Genomic DNA, 14,651 nt, shown 5'->3' on the forward strand with positions numbered 1-14,651 from the left:
AGCCTGCGGCACTACCCGCCGCTGCTGCTGGTGCCGTCAGCGTTGCGCGGCGGCATCTGCGGCGGGCTGGAAGGCTTGCGCGGCCGCTTGCCTGCAGCGTCCTGTTTTGCCTTTGGCTTGCCTGCTTCAGCCAATTCCTGCGCCGGTGTTTCAGCCGCAGCAGGCTTTGTGTCCGGTTTCCGGCCTTCTGCAGAAGGGCTGGCCGGCTGGGTGCGCCGGGCAGAAGCGCTGCGGAACTCCGCTGGAGTTTCCTGTGTCCTGCCCCCGGCAGCTGTTTCCTTCTGCACCGCGGCCGCCGCGGCTGCAATGGGCTGCACAGCCGCTTTTGCTGCAGTGGCTGACGCCGCTGGCTGCGCCGCGGCACGGGTCGGCGCCTTTCGCGTTGCAGCCTTGCGTACCGCCGGCTTGCGGGCTTCCGGCTTTCCGGCCGAAGGCTTCGCTGAAGCTGCCTTGGGCGGGGTCTTCTTCTTTGCCACAGCTTTGGCCTGAGGGGCGGGCTTGGCTCCCGCCTGGGATGCCCGTTCCTGCGCGGGCTGTTCCTGCGCTGGCTGTTCTTCCCTTGCCGGAGCAGCCGCCCTCAGCAACCGCCGCTGCGAGTCCACCAAAGACTGCGCCAGCCGCATCTGTTCATAAGGCGCCTGCAGCGCTGCCTCAGCCGCCTGGCGCCACAGCTTCAGCTGCATGCCTGCTGCAAATCCCGCCCATTCATGCGCCTTGGCCGTCAGCCCGGCCATCTGGTGAAAGCTCGTCATCTGATACTCCTTAGGTCCTGCACTGGCCTTGCCCCGGACACCTGCTGCACTGTGCGGGCAAGAAACACGGGGAGCGGGCGCCGGAGACCTTCCGGGCCGGATGCAGCGGAATACGGGCCGTCAATTGCAGACTCCTGCGCACAAGCTCCCTCGTCCCCTAGGAAACTTCCCCGGGGATTCGCCATCAGGCTAACATGTGTTTCTGCACGGCAGCGTGAAAAATGCGGCAATGCAGAAATTGCCGCAGTGCACAGGGAAACCTGCCCGGAATTCAGGCAGGCCTGCCCGTTACAGTTACCCTTGGTGGATCAGGGTCGAGAACAGTTTGGGATCCAGGCTCATCGCCTTGAACAGGTCGCCCTGCGTCAACACGCTCACCGCGTCATGGCTGTGCAGGCTTTCCTGGTGGCTCGCCACCACCCGGAAATCGCCGATACGCACATCCGCCTGCAGCGCCTCGCAGAACAGCCGCGCCGCATCTTCAACAAAGATCGGGTTCGCCGCGTTGAGCTCGGCAAAGGCCTGTTCGTCCTCGCGCTTCACCATCACCTGGGTCTCGGTCGGCACAGCCTTGCGGCAAAGGTCGATCAGATCCTCGAACCACAGCTTGGCACCGCCCGGCACCGCCTGCACCGAAATCCGCGCAACCGAGCGCTGCGAATGCGGCGTCGCCAGCTGCCCGCGCGCCTGGCGGGCGTGCTCGGACAGCTCCAGCGAGCACGGGCAGGTCGAGGAATAGACATAGTCCAGATGCATGATCTTCTCACGCACGCCGTCGTGGTCGACCAGCTCCAGAGCAAAGTCGTAGTACTGATAGCCGCTCAGGCCCGAGCGCAGGCTCTCCACCCGTGCCGGGAAGGAGAACCGCATCTGGATGCGCGCATCCGGGCTGTCCAGATCGCTCAGGTAATCATCCAGCGCCGCTGCCATCACCTCATAGCTGAAGGTGCGCTCGGCGTGTTTGTAGAAAGTGCGCATGATCCGGGACATGTTGATGCCCTTCTTGCCCGCATCCAAAGACACGGTGCCGGTCACGCTGGTCTCCAGCGTCAGGTCGCCGTCGTCGCGGGTGTGAAAGCGGATCGGCAGACGGAAGTTCGAGATCCCCACATGCTGAATCTGCTCCTGGGCGCCGCGGATCAGGCTGGTCGGCCCGTTCTGCAGATCGGGCAGCGTGGCGCGGTAGGCCTCGTCCGACTTGAAATCCTCGGGGTAATGCCGCGACAGATCCGGGTAGTTGCCCACCTCTCGGCCAGGCAGCAGCCGCGCCACTGCCGGGTCCAGCTGGGCGATCTCGGTCTCGGTCACAGTGCCGGCCCAGGCCCGCAGCACATCCAGCGCGGCGGCCGCAGCCTCGCGGTCCGGAGCCTCTGCGGCGTCACGGGTGTGAATGTTCATCGGCGTTTCCCCCAAGTCATACGGGCCCTCATATAGGGTCCGGCAGGCCTTCCCCATATACTGTTACGCGGCAAAATTCAAAACGGATCCGCCATATGCGGCAGGAATCGCCCCTTAACGGACCCCCAGCGCCTCTGCAAGCGCTCTCAGCCGACGCGAGCGCGACTTGTAATGCGCCGTGATCAGCACATAGGGCCGCGGCATTTCCAGCGCCGGGCCTTTCAGCCGGTGCAAACGGCCGGTCCCGGTTTCACCTGAAACCACCTGTTCCGGCAGCAGGGCAACCCCCAGCCCGGCCTGCACCAGCGACACAGCGGAGGGCACCGATGGCGCGACAGCCGCCGCTGGATCCTTGCGAGGGATCCCGTGCTGGACAAAATACTGCCGCCAGCCGGGAACCGAGGTAATGGTCGCACCCCAATTCACCTCCACCAGCGGCGCCGTCTGCAGATCGGCCCCGGGGTCGCTGCCCACCGGCACCAGATGATCGGTGAAGAGTTCCTGCGTCCGGTAATCCGGATGCTCGCCGCCATAGGAAAGCCGGGCATCGATCCCCGCCGCCTCCAGCTCGATGGTGTCATCCTCGATCCTGAGCTGCACCGGCACATCGGGGCGCGCCGCAGCAAAGGCTTTCAGCCTCTCCGGCAGCCACAGCTGCGCCAGCGCAGGGGTTGCCGAAACCACCAGCGGCCGCCGCTTGCCGCCTTCGGTCAGCGCCTGGGTGAAACTGGCGATCTCTGCCAGCGCCATCGCCGCCTTCTGGTAATAATCGCGCCCCGCATCGGTCAGCCGCACCTGATTGGCACGGCGGGTGAACAGTTTGAGCCCCAGCCAGTCCTCCAGGTTCTTCACCTGCATCGACACGGCGGCCGAGCTTACCCCCATCTCCGCCCCGGCAGCCGAGAAGCTCCCGGTGCGGGCAGCGCACTCAAAGGCACGCAGGGCATTCAATGGGGGCAGTTTCATACCTGCACACTGCAAGATTTTCTTATGCTCGCCAAGATATTTTATAGTGGTCAGATCATCGCCCAGCGCGCAGGTTCCTTGAGAAGACCCGAGGCAAAACCAAGGACAACAAAATGCACGACATACTGGATCTGGAGCGCTACCCCCTCGACCGCCCCGGCAGCGCCGAATGGCAAGCGCTGGTGGACCGCTGCCGCAAGGAACTGGCCGAAGACGGCATGTTCAGCCTGGACGGGCTGATGAAAGCGGATGTGGCCCAGGGCGCCGCAGATGCACTGAAGCCCAAGTTCGAAACCGAAAGCTTCCGCCACGAACGCGAGCACAACATCTATTTCAAGGATGACATCGACGGCCTCGCCCCGGACCACCCTGCCCTGCAGCGGTTCCAGACCTCGAACCTGACGCTCTGCGCCGATCAGTTTGCAGGCTCGCCCGTTCTGCAGCTTTACGAATGGCCGCCCTTTGTCGCGTTCCTTGCTGCCACCATGGGCAAGGAACAGCTTTTCATCATGCAGGACCCGCTGGCCCGGGTGAACGTGATGTCCTACGGCGAGGAGCAGGCGCTGAACTGGCATTTCGACCGCTCGGAATTCACCACCACCATGCTGCTGCAGGCGCCGGACCAGGGCGGCGAGTTCATCTACAGCCCCGAGCTGCGCAGCGACGACGATCCGAACTACGGCGGTGTCGAGCGGCTGTTGAACGGCAAGGACCCCAACATGCGCTCGGTGACCCTGTCGCCCGGCACCCTGAACATCTTCCGCGGCAAGAACTCGCCGCACCGGGTGGGCACTGTCAAAGGCGACAGGCACCGGGTGATTGCGGTGTTCTCCTTCTACGACCGCCCCGGCGTGGTATTCTCTGCCGAAGAGCAGATCGGCTTCTACGGGCGCGCAGCATGACTGAGCTGGCTGTATTCAAGGACGAACGCAAACGCACCTTCCTCAACGCGGAAGGTGCCGACAAACCGCTGAAGTCGCCGCTGGGCCAGGACGTGCTGGACCGCGCCCGCACTTTCCGCCTGCAGCGGCTGCGCGATGAGATGGCGCGCCAGGATGTGGCGGGCCTCTTGCTCTATGATCCGGTCAACATCCGCTATGCCTTTGACTGCTCCAACATGTCGATCTGGACCGCCCACAACCCGATCCGCTATGCGCTGATCCTGAACGGCGGCCCCGGCATCATGTTCGAATTCAAGGGCTGCGAGCATCTGAACGAAGGCCTGCCCGGCGTGGATGAGATCCGCAACGCCATCGGCTGGATGTTCATGTGCGCCGGCGACAAGGCCACCGAGCGCCTCGCCCCCTGGGCCGCCGAGATCGCGGAACTGGTCAAGCAATACGGCGGCGGCAACATGCGCCTCGGCGTCGACCGGATGGAGCCCGAAGGGGTGCACGCCCTGTCGGAGCACGGCATCCAGGTGCTGGACGGCGGCCAGATCACCGAAACCGCTCGCGCCATTAAGTCGGCGGATGAAATCGAGCTGATGCGCTGGACCATCCGCGTCTGCGAGGCCGGCATGGCGCGGATCTATGAGCACTCTGTGCCCGGCGTGACCGAACAGGAGCTGTGGGCGCATCTGCACTTTGAGAACGCGCGCTCGGGCGGCGAGTGGCTGGAAACCAAGCTCCTGACCTGCGGCCCCAACACCAATCCCTGGTACAAGGAATGCTCCGCCCGCGAATGCCGCGAGGGCGAGATGATCTCGTTCGATACTGATATGATCGGGCCCTACGGCTATTGTGCTGACCTGTCACGCAGCTGGACCTGCGGCTATGTGCCGATGAATGACACCCAGAAACGGCTGTATTCCGCGGCGCGCGAGCAGATCGACCACAATCTGGCGCTGCTGCAGCCGGGGCTGAGTTTCGCCGAGTTCAACGCCAAGAGCTGGCAGATCCCGGAACCCTATCAGCCCTACCGCTACTCCTTGGCGGCCCACGGCGTCGGCATGGCGGATGAATGGCCGGTTGTACCGCTGCATGTGGACTTTGACGGCGCCCATGGCGGCCGGTTCGAGGAGAATATGGTAATCTGCATCGAAAGCCTGATCGGCGAGAAAGGCTCCGAGTCGGTCAAGCTGGAAACCCAGGTGCTTGTCACCGCAGATGGGCCGGTGCGGCTGGACAGTTTTCCCTGGGAAATGTGATTTCATGAAAAGAGAGAGGGGGCTGTCTGCCCCCTCTTGAGCCTGCGGCTCAATTCACCCCCGAGGGTATTTCCGGCCAGAAAGAAGCAGCTTTCCGGAGAAAGGCTTCAGGCCTGGGAGGCCTCCAGCGCCGCGGTCAGGTCGGCGATCAGGTCGTCGGCGTCTTCCAGGCCAACCGAGAAGCGCACCAGGCCAGGGGTGATGCCCAGTTCATCCTTCTGCTCATCGCTGAGGCGCTGGTGGGTGGTGGTCGCCGGGTGAGTTGCAATGGACTTGGCGTCGCCCAGATTGTTGGAAATCACCGGGATGGTCATCGCGTTCAGGAATTTGAACGCCGCCTCCTTGCCGCCCTTCAGGTCCAGCGAAAACACGGTGCCGCCCTTGCCGTCCAGCTGGGTCTGCACCAGTGCGTTCTGCGCGTGGCCCGGCAGACCCGGGTAGATCAGCTGCTCCAGCGCCGGGTGGCCTTCCAGCGTCTCAGAAATCTTCAGGGCGCTCTCGGCCTGCGCGTTCACGCGCAGCGTCATGGTCTCCATGCCCTTCAGCATCACCCAGGCATTGAACGGGCTCAAAGAGCCGCCGGTGTGCTTCATGTAGGGTTCCAGCGTGCCGCGGATGAAGTCCTTGGTGCCCAGCACCACACCGCCCAGTGCCCGGCCCTGACCGTCAATGTGCTTGGTGGCGGAGTAGATCACCACATCAGCGCCCTGCTCGATCGCCTTGGAGAAGACCGGGGTGGAGAACACATTGTCGATCACCACGGTGGCACCAACGGAATGGGCGATCTCCGACACCGCCTGGATGTCGATCACTTCCAGCGTCGGGTTCGACATCGATTCAAAGAACACCGCCTTGGTGTCCGGGCGCACCGCAGCGCGCCACTGCTCCAGGTCGGTGCCGTCAACAAAGGTCACCTCAACGCCGAAACGGGCCAGGATGTTTTCCAGGATGTAGAGGCAGGAGCCGAACAGCGCCTTGGCCGAAACCACATGGTCGCCCGACTTGACCAGCGAGGTCAGCGCGCCATTGACGGCGGCCATGCCGGAGGCGGTGGCAAAGGCGTCCTCGGCCCCTTCCAGCGCCGCGATGCGCTGCTCGAACATCGCCACGGTTGGGTTGCCGTAGCGGGCATAGATGAACTCATCCGGGCCGGTCTGAATAAAGCGGGCCTCAGCCTGCTCTGCATTCTCGTAGACAAAGCCCTGGGTCAGGAAAATCGCCTCGCTCACCTCGTTGTACTGGCTGCGGCGGGTGCCGCCATGGACCAGCTTGGTGCGCTTTCTCCAGTTGTCGCTCATCTTCGGTCTCCTCGCGCCCGCGGCGCATAAAAAAACTCCCGTTCGGCCAAGCGAAAGGGAGTCCTTCTCGTCCTGACCTCTTTAGCGGCTTGTTTAACGTGGCCCGCAATCCGGTTACAAATCGCCACGGTCTGGTTCATTGCCTTTACGCCCGCATCGGGATTCGGTCAAGCCGCTGCGGGATGCCTGCCGGCCGGTCACGGGGAATTGTGCGGATGCCTCTCTTGCCTGCAGGCCCGCCTTTGTGATCCCTTGGCCGTGCATATGCGCGGAGGCAACAGATGCAAGACCAGGTACAGCTCTACTACTGGCCCACCCCCAATGGCTGGAAAGTCTCAATTGCGCTCGAGGAGATGGGCCTGCCCTATGAGGCGACCCTGATCGACATCACCAAAGGCGACCAGTTTGCGCCGGAGTTCCTGAAAATCTCGCCCAACAACCGGATGCCCGCAATCACGGATCCTTACGGGCCGGGCGGCACACCGCTCTCCCTGTTCGAAAGCGGGGCCATCCTGCAGTACCTCGCCCGCAAAACCGGGCAGTTCTATGGCGCTAGCGAACGTGCGCGCCTGGTGGTGGATCAATGGTTGATGTGGCAGATGGGCGGCGTCGGGCCGATGGCGGGCCAGGCGCATCATTTCCTGAAATACGCACCGGAAGACCTGCCTTATGCCCAGGACCGCTACCGGGGTGAGGTGGCCCGGCTCTATGGCGTGCTCGACCGGCAGCTGGCAGAGAATGAATATGCGGCGGGGCCGGACTATTCCATAGCCGATATGGCGATCTGGCCCTGGGCGTCGCTGTGGGAGGGCCAGCAGCAGACACTGGAGGATAAGCCGCATTTGTCCCGCTGGCTGGAGCTGATGTGGTCCCGCCCCGGTGTCGTCGCGGGCCGGGCGCTGCATGCGGACCTGCGTGCGGACCGCTCGGACACCAAAGCGCAGCAGGTGCTGTTCGGCAAGTGAGAGGATACGGCGCCGCGGGCGCCGTGCCTTCGGCCAGGGTATTTAAGACCAGAAAGAAGCGGGAGTGCAGCACGCCGCAGGCGGGCTGCGCGGCCCAAGGCTTTTTCTCTCATCTGTGATGAGAGGCAAAGGCGCGGGAGCTCTCCGCCGGCTGCGGCAAAGGCCTGCGGCTTACTCTGCCGGGCCGGTCTCTTCTTCCACACCGTATTTCTGGAACAGCTGTCCCTGGAACATGAAGAAGGCAAACATCGCCACCGGCAGGCCGAAAGTCTTGAAATAAACCCAGATGTCGGTGCTCTGGGTGCGCCAGATCACCTCGTTTGCCACAGCCAGGCCAAAGAAGAAGGCACAAAGCCGCCGCGTCAGGATCATCCAGCCTTCCTGCTCAAGCGGCATCACCTCTTCCATCACCACCTTGAGCCAGCTTTGCCCGCGCAACAGCCCCAGCCCCAGGAGGCCGCCGAACAGCACATAGAGCATGGTCGGCTTCATCTTGATGAAGCGGTCGTCGTTGAACCAGACCGACATGCCTCCGAACAGCACCACCATCACCAGGGTGGCAAATTGCATTTTCGACAGGTGGCCGGTCAGCTTCCACAGCGCCAGGGTCGACGCGATCATCAGCGGGATGAAAGCGGCGGTGATAACAATGAAGCCCTTGTATTCGCTGCCGCCGATCAGGAAAATCTCGTCCTTCAGCTTCAGATAGCCGATGAAAAACAGCACGATGGGGCCAAACTCCAGCACCATCTTCAGGGTCGGGTTGATCTTCTTCACCGCCATCGGGCCTCCGGTCTTCTCTGCTCGCGGTCTCAGCCGCCCATTTCCACTATCACGGCCCCCAGCGCGATCAAAGCCATCAGGGCAATGCGGCGCGGGCCGACGGTTTCCTTCAGCACCAGCCAGCCAATGAGGGCGGCAAAAACGGTGGAGGTTTCCCGCAGAACCGCCGCCTCCCCCACTTTGTCGAGCCGCGTGGCCAGCATGATGGCGCCAAAGGAGGCAAAGGCGACGAGGCCGCCGAAGAACCCCTTCAGCATCAAGGGCCCGGGCGCAGGCGGCTCCGCTATCCTCCGCCAGCGGGCCAGCGCAATGAAGGGGAACACCAGCCCGTCGATCATGAAGAACCAGGCCAGGAAGGTGAAAGGATCTGCCGTCGCGCGGATGCCATAGGCGTCATATGTGGTGTAGCCCGCTACAAACAACCCGGTGATGAAGGCAAACAGCAGCGCCACGCCAAAGGTATCACGGTTGGTCTCAAGAAAGACGTAGTTATAGGCCGCCAGGCCAAAGATCCCGGCCAGCAGCACCGCCACCCCCAGCCATTGCAGCGGCGTGAACACCTCGCCGAACAGAAAGAAGGAACCAATGACGGTGAACAGCGGCCCGGTGCCGCGCACCACCGGGTAGACCACCGTGTAGCTGCCCTTGGTATAGGCCATCGCCTGGAACAGCTTGTAAAACACATGGATGATCCAGGCGGCTGCAAAGATCACCCACATATGCGGCTCCGGCCAGGGCACCACAAAAAAAGCAAAGGGCGCCGCCATCACGCAGTAGGAGAAATCAATCGCCCCGCGAGACAGCCAGGGATCGTGGCGGCCCTTTTGCAGCGCCCCGAAGACTGCGTGCAGGAAGGCGGCCCAGACGGCCAGGAACAGCGCCGCCTGATGTCCAGCCTCGGTGCCTTCCAGGGAGATCAGCCAATCGCTCACGTCAGGGGCCTTTGCTCAGGCCGGCAGAGCCGGGGGTTTTCCACCCCCGGACCCCCGGAGGATATTTTCAGCCAGAAGAAGAGATCAGGATTTTTCCAGGCCGGTAAGGGCCGCGGCAAACTCTTCCGGATCGAAGGGCGCGAGGTCGTCGATCTGCTCGCCGACGCCGATGGCGTGGATCGGCAGGCCGAACTTGTCGGCCAGTGCCACCAGCACGCCGCCCTTGGCAGTGCCATCAAGCTTGGTCATAACCAGGCCGGAGACATCCGCCAGCTGCTGGAAGGTGCCAACCTGGCTCAGCGCGTTCTGGCCGGTGGTGGCATCCAGCACCAAAAGCGTGTTGTGGGGGGCCGTTTCGTCCTTCTTGCGGATCACCCGGACGATCTTGGCAAGCTCCTCCATCAGGTCGGCGCGGTTCTGCAGCCGGCCTGCGGTGTCGATCATCAGAAGATCGGCGCCCTCTTCCTGGGCGCGTGCCATCGCATCAAAGGCCAGCGAGGCTGGGTCAGAACCTTCCGGCGCGGTCAGCACCGGCACGCCGGCGCGGTCGCCCCAAACCTGCAGCTGCTCGACGGCAGCGGCGCGGAAGGTGTCGCCTGCGGCAATCACCACCTTCTTGCCGGCGCCTTTGAACTGGCTGGCCAGCTTGCCGATGGTCGTGGTCTTGCCGGAGCCGTTGACCCCCACCACCAGCACCACCTGTGGGCGTTTCGCATAAATCGGCAGCGGCTTGGCCACCGGTTCCATGATGCGGGCCACTTCCTGCGCCAGCAGTTCCTTGATCTCGCGGCTGGAGACCTTCTTGCCCATGCGGCCCTCAGCCAGGTTCGCGGTCACGCGCAGCGCCGTGTCCACGCCCATGTCCGCCGCGATCAGCAGCTCTTCCAGCTGCTCCAGCATATCGTCATCCAGCGCCCGGCGCGGCTCGGCAGCGGTGCCGCGGCCGATCAGGCGGCCGAGGAGGCCGGGCTTTTTCTCTGGCTCCGGGGCTGGCTGAGGGGCAGGCGCGGGCTTGGCCACAGGCGCAGGCTGCGGTGCGGGCTGAGGGGCAGCCTCCTGAACCGGTTCAGGTGCAGGCTGGGGTGCCGGGGCGGGTTCAGCCTGCGGTGCGGGCGCAGGTTCGGCAACGGGCTCCGGCGCCGCCGGAGCCGCGGGCGGTTCCGCCGCAGCAGCTTGCGGTTCCGCGTCCGCGCCATCCTCGACAATTGCGTCGAGCCCCTTCTCGAGCTTCGACGAGGATTTGAACAGCCGCTCCTTGAGCTTTGAGAAAAACGCCATCTTGGTCTCCGCGCAGAAGGTTGGCACTGGGGTTTGCCTCTCACCTAATGCGGATTTGCCCCGAGTGCAAAGCACCGGCGCCATCAGCGCCGCAAAAAATGCAGGCCGCGTTCAGGCTTGGCCACAGGCCGGGCGCTCTGGCACAATGGCTGCATGCGCCTGATGCTGACGATTCTCCTTCTTGGACTTACGGCCCTGCCCGGCCCGGCGGCAGCGGGCGAGCCGCTCAACGGCGAGCAGTTCGACCGTTACACGCAAGGCCGCACGCTGTTTTACGGTTTTGGCGGCGCCATGTACGGAGTCGAGCGCTACCTGCCGGGGCGCCGGGTGATCTGGTCCTTCCTGGATGGCAAATGCCAGGAAGGCAGCTGGTACGAGGATGCAGGCCAGATCTGTTTCCTGTATCAGGACCGCGACGACCCGCAGTGCTGGAGCTTCGAGCTGACACCGGACGGGCTGACCGCACGCTTCGAAAACGACCCGGCTGCCACCGAATTGTATGAAGCCGAGGAAATCGGCGAGGAGATGCTGTGCTATGGCCCCGACGTTGGGGTCTGAGGCTGCTGACGCGCAGCGGGTATTTAGGACCAGAAAGAAGCCGGAAACGCGTCTCTAGAACAGCGAGCCTTGGCTGCCGCCGGTGTCTGACGGCGGTTTAGGGGCAGATTTCTTTGCCTCCTGCACGGTTTCAGGTGCACCGAGATCCAAGATGCCATCGGCAAATTCGATCTGCAGCGGGCCTGCAGCAGCAGCGGCGGTCTTTGTTGTGAGTATCCCCTCTCCGGACCGCACCACCGCGTAGCCGCGTTCCAGCGTTGCCTTGTAGCTGAGGATTTCCAGCTGGCGGCCTGCGGCGGCGAGGCTTTGGCGGTTGCGGTCGATGCGCTGGGTCTGTGCAGCATCGAGCCGCTGTGCCAGCCGCGCGAGTGCATCTTTCCGGGCTGTCACCTCGCGCTGGATCGGACGCAGGGTCAGGCGGGAGGAGAGGTTCTTCAGCCGGTCGCTGCGCGATTGCACCAGCGTGCGCAGGGTCGCAGGGCGCAAGGAAGCCGCGGTTTCGCTGAGGCGCAGGCGGCGGCGCTGCACGCCCTGGATCAGCGCATTGGGCAGACGGTCGGAAATCCGGTCGAGCCGCTGGCGCGGCGTTTCCAGCAGCGTGTCGGGCTTGGGCAGCGCGCGCGACAGATCGTTCAGCCGCTGACGGCGCAGCTGCACCGCCTGGCCTGCCGCACGTGTGAGCCGCGCGCCCTGGTTCTCGGCCCAGGCCATCAGTTCCAGCCGCACCGGCACCGCCAGCTCTGCCGCTGCGGTCGGTGTCGGGGCCCGGCGGTCGGAGGTGAAGTCGATCAGCGTGGTATCCGTCTCATGCCCCACGGCCGAAATCAGCGGAATCTGCGAAGCGGCAGCGGCCCGGGCGACGATTTCCTCGTTGAACCCCCATAGATCCTCGATCGAGCCGCCGCCGCGGGCCACGATGATCAGATCGGGGCGCGGCAGCGCGCCGCCGGGGGTGAGCCGGTTGAAACCGTCAATGGCGCGGGCCACCTCGGGCGCGCAGTTCTGACCCTGCACCGCCACCGGCCAGACCAGAACCTTGCGCGGGAAGCGGTCGCGCAAGCGGTGCAGAATGTCCCGGATCACCGCCCCCGAAGGCGAGGTCACTACGCCGATGATCTGCGGCAGATAGGGCAGCGGCTTCTTGCGCTCGGGCGCAAACAGCCCTTCCGCCTCCAGCTGCTTCTTGCGTTTTTCCAGGAGCGCCATCAGCGCGCCCTGCCCCGCAACCGCTACCTCATCCACGTTCATGTTGTATTTGGACTGGGCGCCAAAAGCCGTCAGCCGGCCGGTCACCACCACCTCCAGCCCTTCCTCGGGCACCACTGACAGCCCGCTGATCTGCCCCTTCCAGGTGGTGCAGGCCAGCACCGAGCGGTCATCCTTGATGTCGTAGTAAAGATGCCCGGAGCGCGCCTTGAACACCCGGCCCACCTCGCCCTTGACGCGGATGCGGCCAAAGGTGCCCTCCAGCGTGCGCTTCACCTCGCCGGAGATTTCCGAGACGGTGAATTCGGGGGCGTTCTGCCCAGGCTGCGGGTCATCAAAAAGGTCGGACATCGGGGGCTGCTCTCCTGCGGCGCGCGGCGGGTCTTGTTTTGCGCGCAGCATAGTTGGCCGCCATGCGAAGGCCAATCCCGGAAAGGCTCAATCGCCGCCGCAGCCGCCGCAGCCTCCGCTGCTGTTACGGTCAAGTTTTCCTCTCGGGCCGAGAGCAAAAGCCGCAAAAAAGATTAAGAAGACTGCAAAGCCCACGAAAACCCCCAGCCCTGTTACCTCTGCAGCGATGAAACAGCCGAGAATTGCCAGCAGAAACAATGCGTCCTGCTTTCTTTCCCGTTTCGCGGGCCAGTAGTCTCCCGGCGCCGGCACGCCGAATTCCCGCTCGTAGAGTGCGAGTGTCTCAAAATAGGCAGGGTCTTTGTGATGTCTGACAGGCTTCGGAATGTGATGAAGCTTGCGCCCCAGCGCTTCCGGGCAAAAGTGGTCCCAGTAGTCTTCGGTCAGCTCGAGATGCAGATGCCAGACTTCGTCGATGACCGGAGACGGCACAGCCCCTTGCCGCGATATCAGGCAAAGATACGCGAACCTCAGGTACTCATTGATCGCGACAGCTGTTTCGCGCTGGTTCCAGCCAGTCTTCTTTTCGACGTAGCGGTGGAAAGTGGTCCCGTCTTGCAACGTCAGGAACCGGTAATCCCTGATCCGCGCCCACAGCTTGGGGTTGGTCAAATTGCCCATATGACAATGCGTCTCTTGCTTGTGCGGCCCTCAATCACTAGACCGCGCCCAAGGCTTAGCAAGTGGAGAGCGACGTGAACATCCTTATTCTTGGCAGCGGCGGGCGTGAACACAGCTTAGCCTGGGCGGTGATGCAGAACCCCAAATGCGATCGTCTGGTCGTGGCGCCGGGCAATGCCGGCATTGCGCAGATCGCCGATTGCGCGGCGCTTGATATTGAGGATGGCGGCGCCGTCGCAGCCTTTGCCGAGGAAAACGCCATCGACTTCGTGATCGTCGGCCCTGAGGCGCCGCTGGCTGCAGGCGTGGCCGACAGGCTGCGCGAGGCAGGTCTCCTGGTCTTCGGACCCTCGGAAGCGGCAGCCAAGCTGGAAGCTTCCAAAAGCTTCACCAAGGAGATCTGCGACGCGGCCAATGCCCCCACCGCAGGCTACGGCCATTTCACCGATGCCGAGGCCGCCAAGGCCCATGTGCGCCAGCACGGCGCCCCGACCGTGGTCAAGGCCGACGGGCTGGCGGCCGGCAAGGGCGTGATCATTGCGATGACCGAAGCCGAAGCCATCGAGGCCATCGACGACATGTTCGGCGGCGCCTTCGGGGGGGCCGGCGCCGAAGTGGTGATCGAGGAATTCATGGAAGGCGAAGAGGCGTCGCTGTTTGTGCTGGTGGATGGCGAGGAGGTGCTGTCGATCGGCACTGCCCAGGACCACAAGCGGGTCGGCGAAAGCGATACCGGCCTCAACACCGGCGGCATGGGCGCCTATTCGCCCGCACCGGTGCTGTCAGCCGAAGTTGAAGCCCGCGCGATGGAAGAAATCGTGAAACCCACCATGAAGGTGATGGCCGAGCGCGGCATGCCTTATCAGGGCGTGCTCTATGCCGGTTTGATGATCCAGGACGGCCAGCCCCGGCTGGTGGAATACAACGTGCGTTTCGGCGATCCCGAGTGCCAGGTTCTGATGATGCGGCTCGGTGCGCAGGCGCTGGACCTGATGCATGCCGCTGCCGAAGGGCGGCTGGGGGACGCACAGGTGAACTGGGGCGATGATCACGCGATCACCGTGGTGATGGCGGCTGCGGGCTATCCCGGTTCTTATGAAAAAGGGTCTGAGATCAAAGGCCTGGATGCCCTTCCCGAGGACAGCAGCAACATGGTCTTTCACGCAGGCACCAAGGCTGAGGACGGCAAGGTTCTGGCCGTTGGCGGCCGGGTGCTGAACGTGACGGCGCGCGGCGAAACCCTGCAGGAGGCCCGCGACCGGGCTTATGCGATGGTGGACGGTGTGGCGTGGCCGCAGGGCTTTTTCCGCCGCGACATCGGCTGGCGCGCGCTG

Annotated in this window: 14 protein-coding genes and 1 riboswitch; of the genes, 5 read left to right on the forward strand and 9 right to left on the reverse strand. The window is 63.9% G+C overall.

The genetic code is table 11. The annotated features are described in order from the left end of the window. Window positions 1-11: 11 nt before the first annotated feature. The 3 genes from RA20_RS09435 to RA20_RS24615 form a co-directional block, all read right to left on the reverse strand. Complete coding sequence (locus tag RA20_RS09435) at window positions 12-752, reverse strand: hypothetical protein (protein ID WP_152618471.1); 741 nt, start codon at window positions 750-752, stop codon at window positions 12-14. A 294-nt stretch (window positions 753-1,046) separates the two neighbouring features. Further along, on the reverse strand, window positions 1,047-2,150 hold the full coding sequence (gene folE2 / locus RA20_RS09440) for a GTP cyclohydrolase FolE2 (RefSeq protein ID WP_039127348.1): 1,104 nt from the start codon (window positions 2,148-2,150) through the stop codon (window positions 1,047-1,049). Between the two features lie 114 nt (window positions 2,151-2,264). Further along, a complete protein-coding gene (locus RA20_RS24615) occupies window positions 2,265-3,116 on the reverse strand; it encodes a LysR family transcriptional regulator (protein WP_082017971.1) in 852 nt (283 codons plus the stop codon). Window positions 3,117-3,229: 113 nt separating this feature from the next. Between RA20_RS24615 and RA20_RS09450 the strand changes: the two genes are divergently transcribed. After that, window positions 3,230-4,018: a HalD/BesD family halogenase gene (locus RA20_RS09450; protein WP_039127350.1), complete on the forward strand. Its 789-nt coding sequence runs from the start codon at window positions 3,230-3,232 to the stop codon at window positions 4,016-4,018. Next, window positions 4,015-5,265 carry a M24 family metallopeptidase gene (locus tag RA20_RS09455; RefSeq protein ID WP_039127352.1) on the forward strand — a complete coding sequence of 417 codons (1,251 nt, stop codon included), beginning with the start codon at window positions 4,015-4,017 and terminating at the stop codon, window positions 5,263-5,265. The genes RA20_RS09450 and RA20_RS09455 overlap by 4 nt, the downstream gene beginning before the upstream one ends. Window positions 5,266-5,372: 107 nt before the next feature. Here RA20_RS09455 and metZ read toward each other — a convergent pair whose 3' ends face one another. After that, window positions 5,373-6,563, reverse strand: coding sequence for an O-succinylhomoserine sulfhydrylase (gene metZ / locus RA20_RS09460; protein ID WP_039127354.1), 1,191 nt, complete (start codon window positions 6,561-6,563; stop codon window positions 5,373-5,375). A 60-nt stretch (window positions 6,564-6,623) separates the two neighbouring features. Further along, window positions 6,624-6,701, reverse strand: a riboswitch (SAM riboswitch). Window positions 6,702-6,844: 143 nt separating this feature from the next. On the opposite strand from metZ, the gene RA20_RS09465 reads away from it, so the two are divergent. Further along, the gene (locus RA20_RS09465) at window positions 6,845-7,528 is read left to right on the forward strand and encodes a glutathione S-transferase N-terminal domain-containing protein (protein WP_039127355.1); all 684 of its coding nucleotides are present in this window, start codon (window positions 6,845-6,847) and stop codon (window positions 7,526-7,528) included. A gap of 171 nt (window positions 7,529-7,699) precedes the next feature. On the opposite strand, the gene RA20_RS09470 is transcribed toward RA20_RS09465, so the two are convergent. The 3 genes from RA20_RS09470 to ftsY form a co-directional block, all read right to left on the reverse strand. Continuing rightward, a complete protein-coding gene (locus RA20_RS09470) occupies window positions 7,700-8,311 on the reverse strand; it encodes an inner membrane-spanning protein YciB (RefSeq protein WP_039127358.1) in 612 nt (203 codons plus the stop codon). Between the two features lie 29 nt (window positions 8,312-8,340). Next, window positions 8,341-9,243, reverse strand: coding sequence for a DMT family transporter (locus RA20_RS09475; protein ID WP_039127361.1), 903 nt, complete (start codon window positions 9,241-9,243; stop codon window positions 8,341-8,343). 84 nt (window positions 9,244-9,327) lie between these two features. Beyond that, the gene (gene ftsY / locus RA20_RS09480; RefSeq protein ID WP_039127371.1) at window positions 9,328-10,521 is read right to left on the reverse strand and encodes a signal recognition particle-docking protein FtsY; all 1,194 of its coding nucleotides are present in this window, start codon (window positions 10,519-10,521) and stop codon (window positions 9,328-9,330) included. A 162-nt stretch (window positions 10,522-10,683) separates the two neighbouring features. On the opposite strand from ftsY, the gene RA20_RS09485 reads away from it, so the two are divergent. After that, window positions 10,684-11,079 (forward strand): hypothetical protein, encoded by a 396-nt coding sequence (locus RA20_RS09485; protein WP_193748816.1) that lies wholly within the window; start codon window positions 10,684-10,686, stop codon window positions 11,077-11,079. A gap of 54 nt (window positions 11,080-11,133) precedes the next feature. On the opposite strand, the gene xseA is transcribed toward RA20_RS09485, so the two are convergent. Both xseA and RA20_RS24620 read right to left on the reverse strand, forming a co-directional pair. Further along, window positions 11,134-12,636: an exodeoxyribonuclease VII large subunit gene (gene xseA / locus RA20_RS09490; protein ID WP_039127364.1), complete on the reverse strand. Its 1,503-nt coding sequence runs from the start codon at window positions 12,634-12,636 to the stop codon at window positions 11,134-11,136. Between the two features lie 87 nt (window positions 12,637-12,723). Then, complete coding sequence (locus RA20_RS24620) at window positions 12,724-13,317, reverse strand: glycine-rich domain-containing protein (protein ID WP_052248917.1); 594 nt, start codon at window positions 13,315-13,317, stop codon at window positions 12,724-12,726. A gap of 74 nt (window positions 13,318-13,391) precedes the next feature. Here RA20_RS24620 and purD point away from each other — a divergent pair. Further along, a partial coding sequence (purD, locus tag RA20_RS09500) for a phosphoribosylamine--glycine ligase (RefSeq protein WP_039127381.1) occupies window positions 13,392-14,651 on the forward strand: 1,260 nt, incomplete at its 3' end.

Source organism: Leisingera sp. ANG-Vp, from assembly GCF_000813725.1.
Classification (GTDB): Bacteria; Pseudomonadota; Alphaproteobacteria; order Rhodobacterales; family Rhodobacteraceae; genus Leisingera.

Coding starts and splice junctions, on each gene's coding strand:
- RA20_RS09435 (WP_152618471.1), bottom strand. CDS start 752: ATGACGAGCTTTCACCAGATGGCCGGGCTGACGGCCAAGGCGCATGAA.
- folE2 (WP_039127348.1), bottom strand. CDS start 2,150: ATGAACATTCACACCCGTGACGCCGCAGAGGCTCCGGACCGCGAGGCT.
- RA20_RS24615 (WP_082017971.1), bottom strand. CDS start 3,116: ATGAAACTGCCCCCATTGAATGCCCTGCGTGCCTTTGAGTGCGCTGCC.
- RA20_RS09450 (WP_039127350.1), top strand. CDS start 3,230: ATGCACGACATACTGGATCTGGAGCGCTACCCCCTCGACCGCCCCGGC.
- RA20_RS09455 (WP_039127352.1), top strand. CDS start 4,015: ATGACTGAGCTGGCTGTATTCAAGGACGAACGCAAACGCACCTTCCTC.
- metZ (WP_039127354.1), bottom strand. CDS start 6,563: ATGAGCGACAACTGGAGAAAGCGCACCAAGCTGGTCCATGGCGGCACC.
- RA20_RS09465 (WP_039127355.1), top strand. CDS start 6,845: ATGCAAGACCAGGTACAGCTCTACTACTGGCCCACCCCCAATGGCTGG.
- RA20_RS09470 (WP_039127358.1), bottom strand. CDS start 8,311: ATGGCGGTGAAGAAGATCAACCCGACCCTGAAGATGGTGCTGGAGTTT.
- ftsY (WP_039127371.1), bottom strand. CDS start 10,521: ATGGCGTTTTTCTCAAAGCTCAAGGAGCGGCTGTTCAAATCCTCGTCG.
- RA20_RS09485 (WP_193748816.1), top strand. CDS start 10,684: ATGCTGACGATTCTCCTTCTTGGACTTACGGCCCTGCCCGGCCCGGCG.
- xseA (WP_039127364.1), bottom strand. CDS start 12,636: ATGTCCGACCTTTTTGATGACCCGCAGCCTGGGCAGAACGCCCCCGAA.
- RA20_RS24620 (WP_052248917.1), bottom strand. CDS start 13,317: ATGGGCAATTTGACCAACCCCAAGCTGTGGGCGCGGATCAGGGATTAC.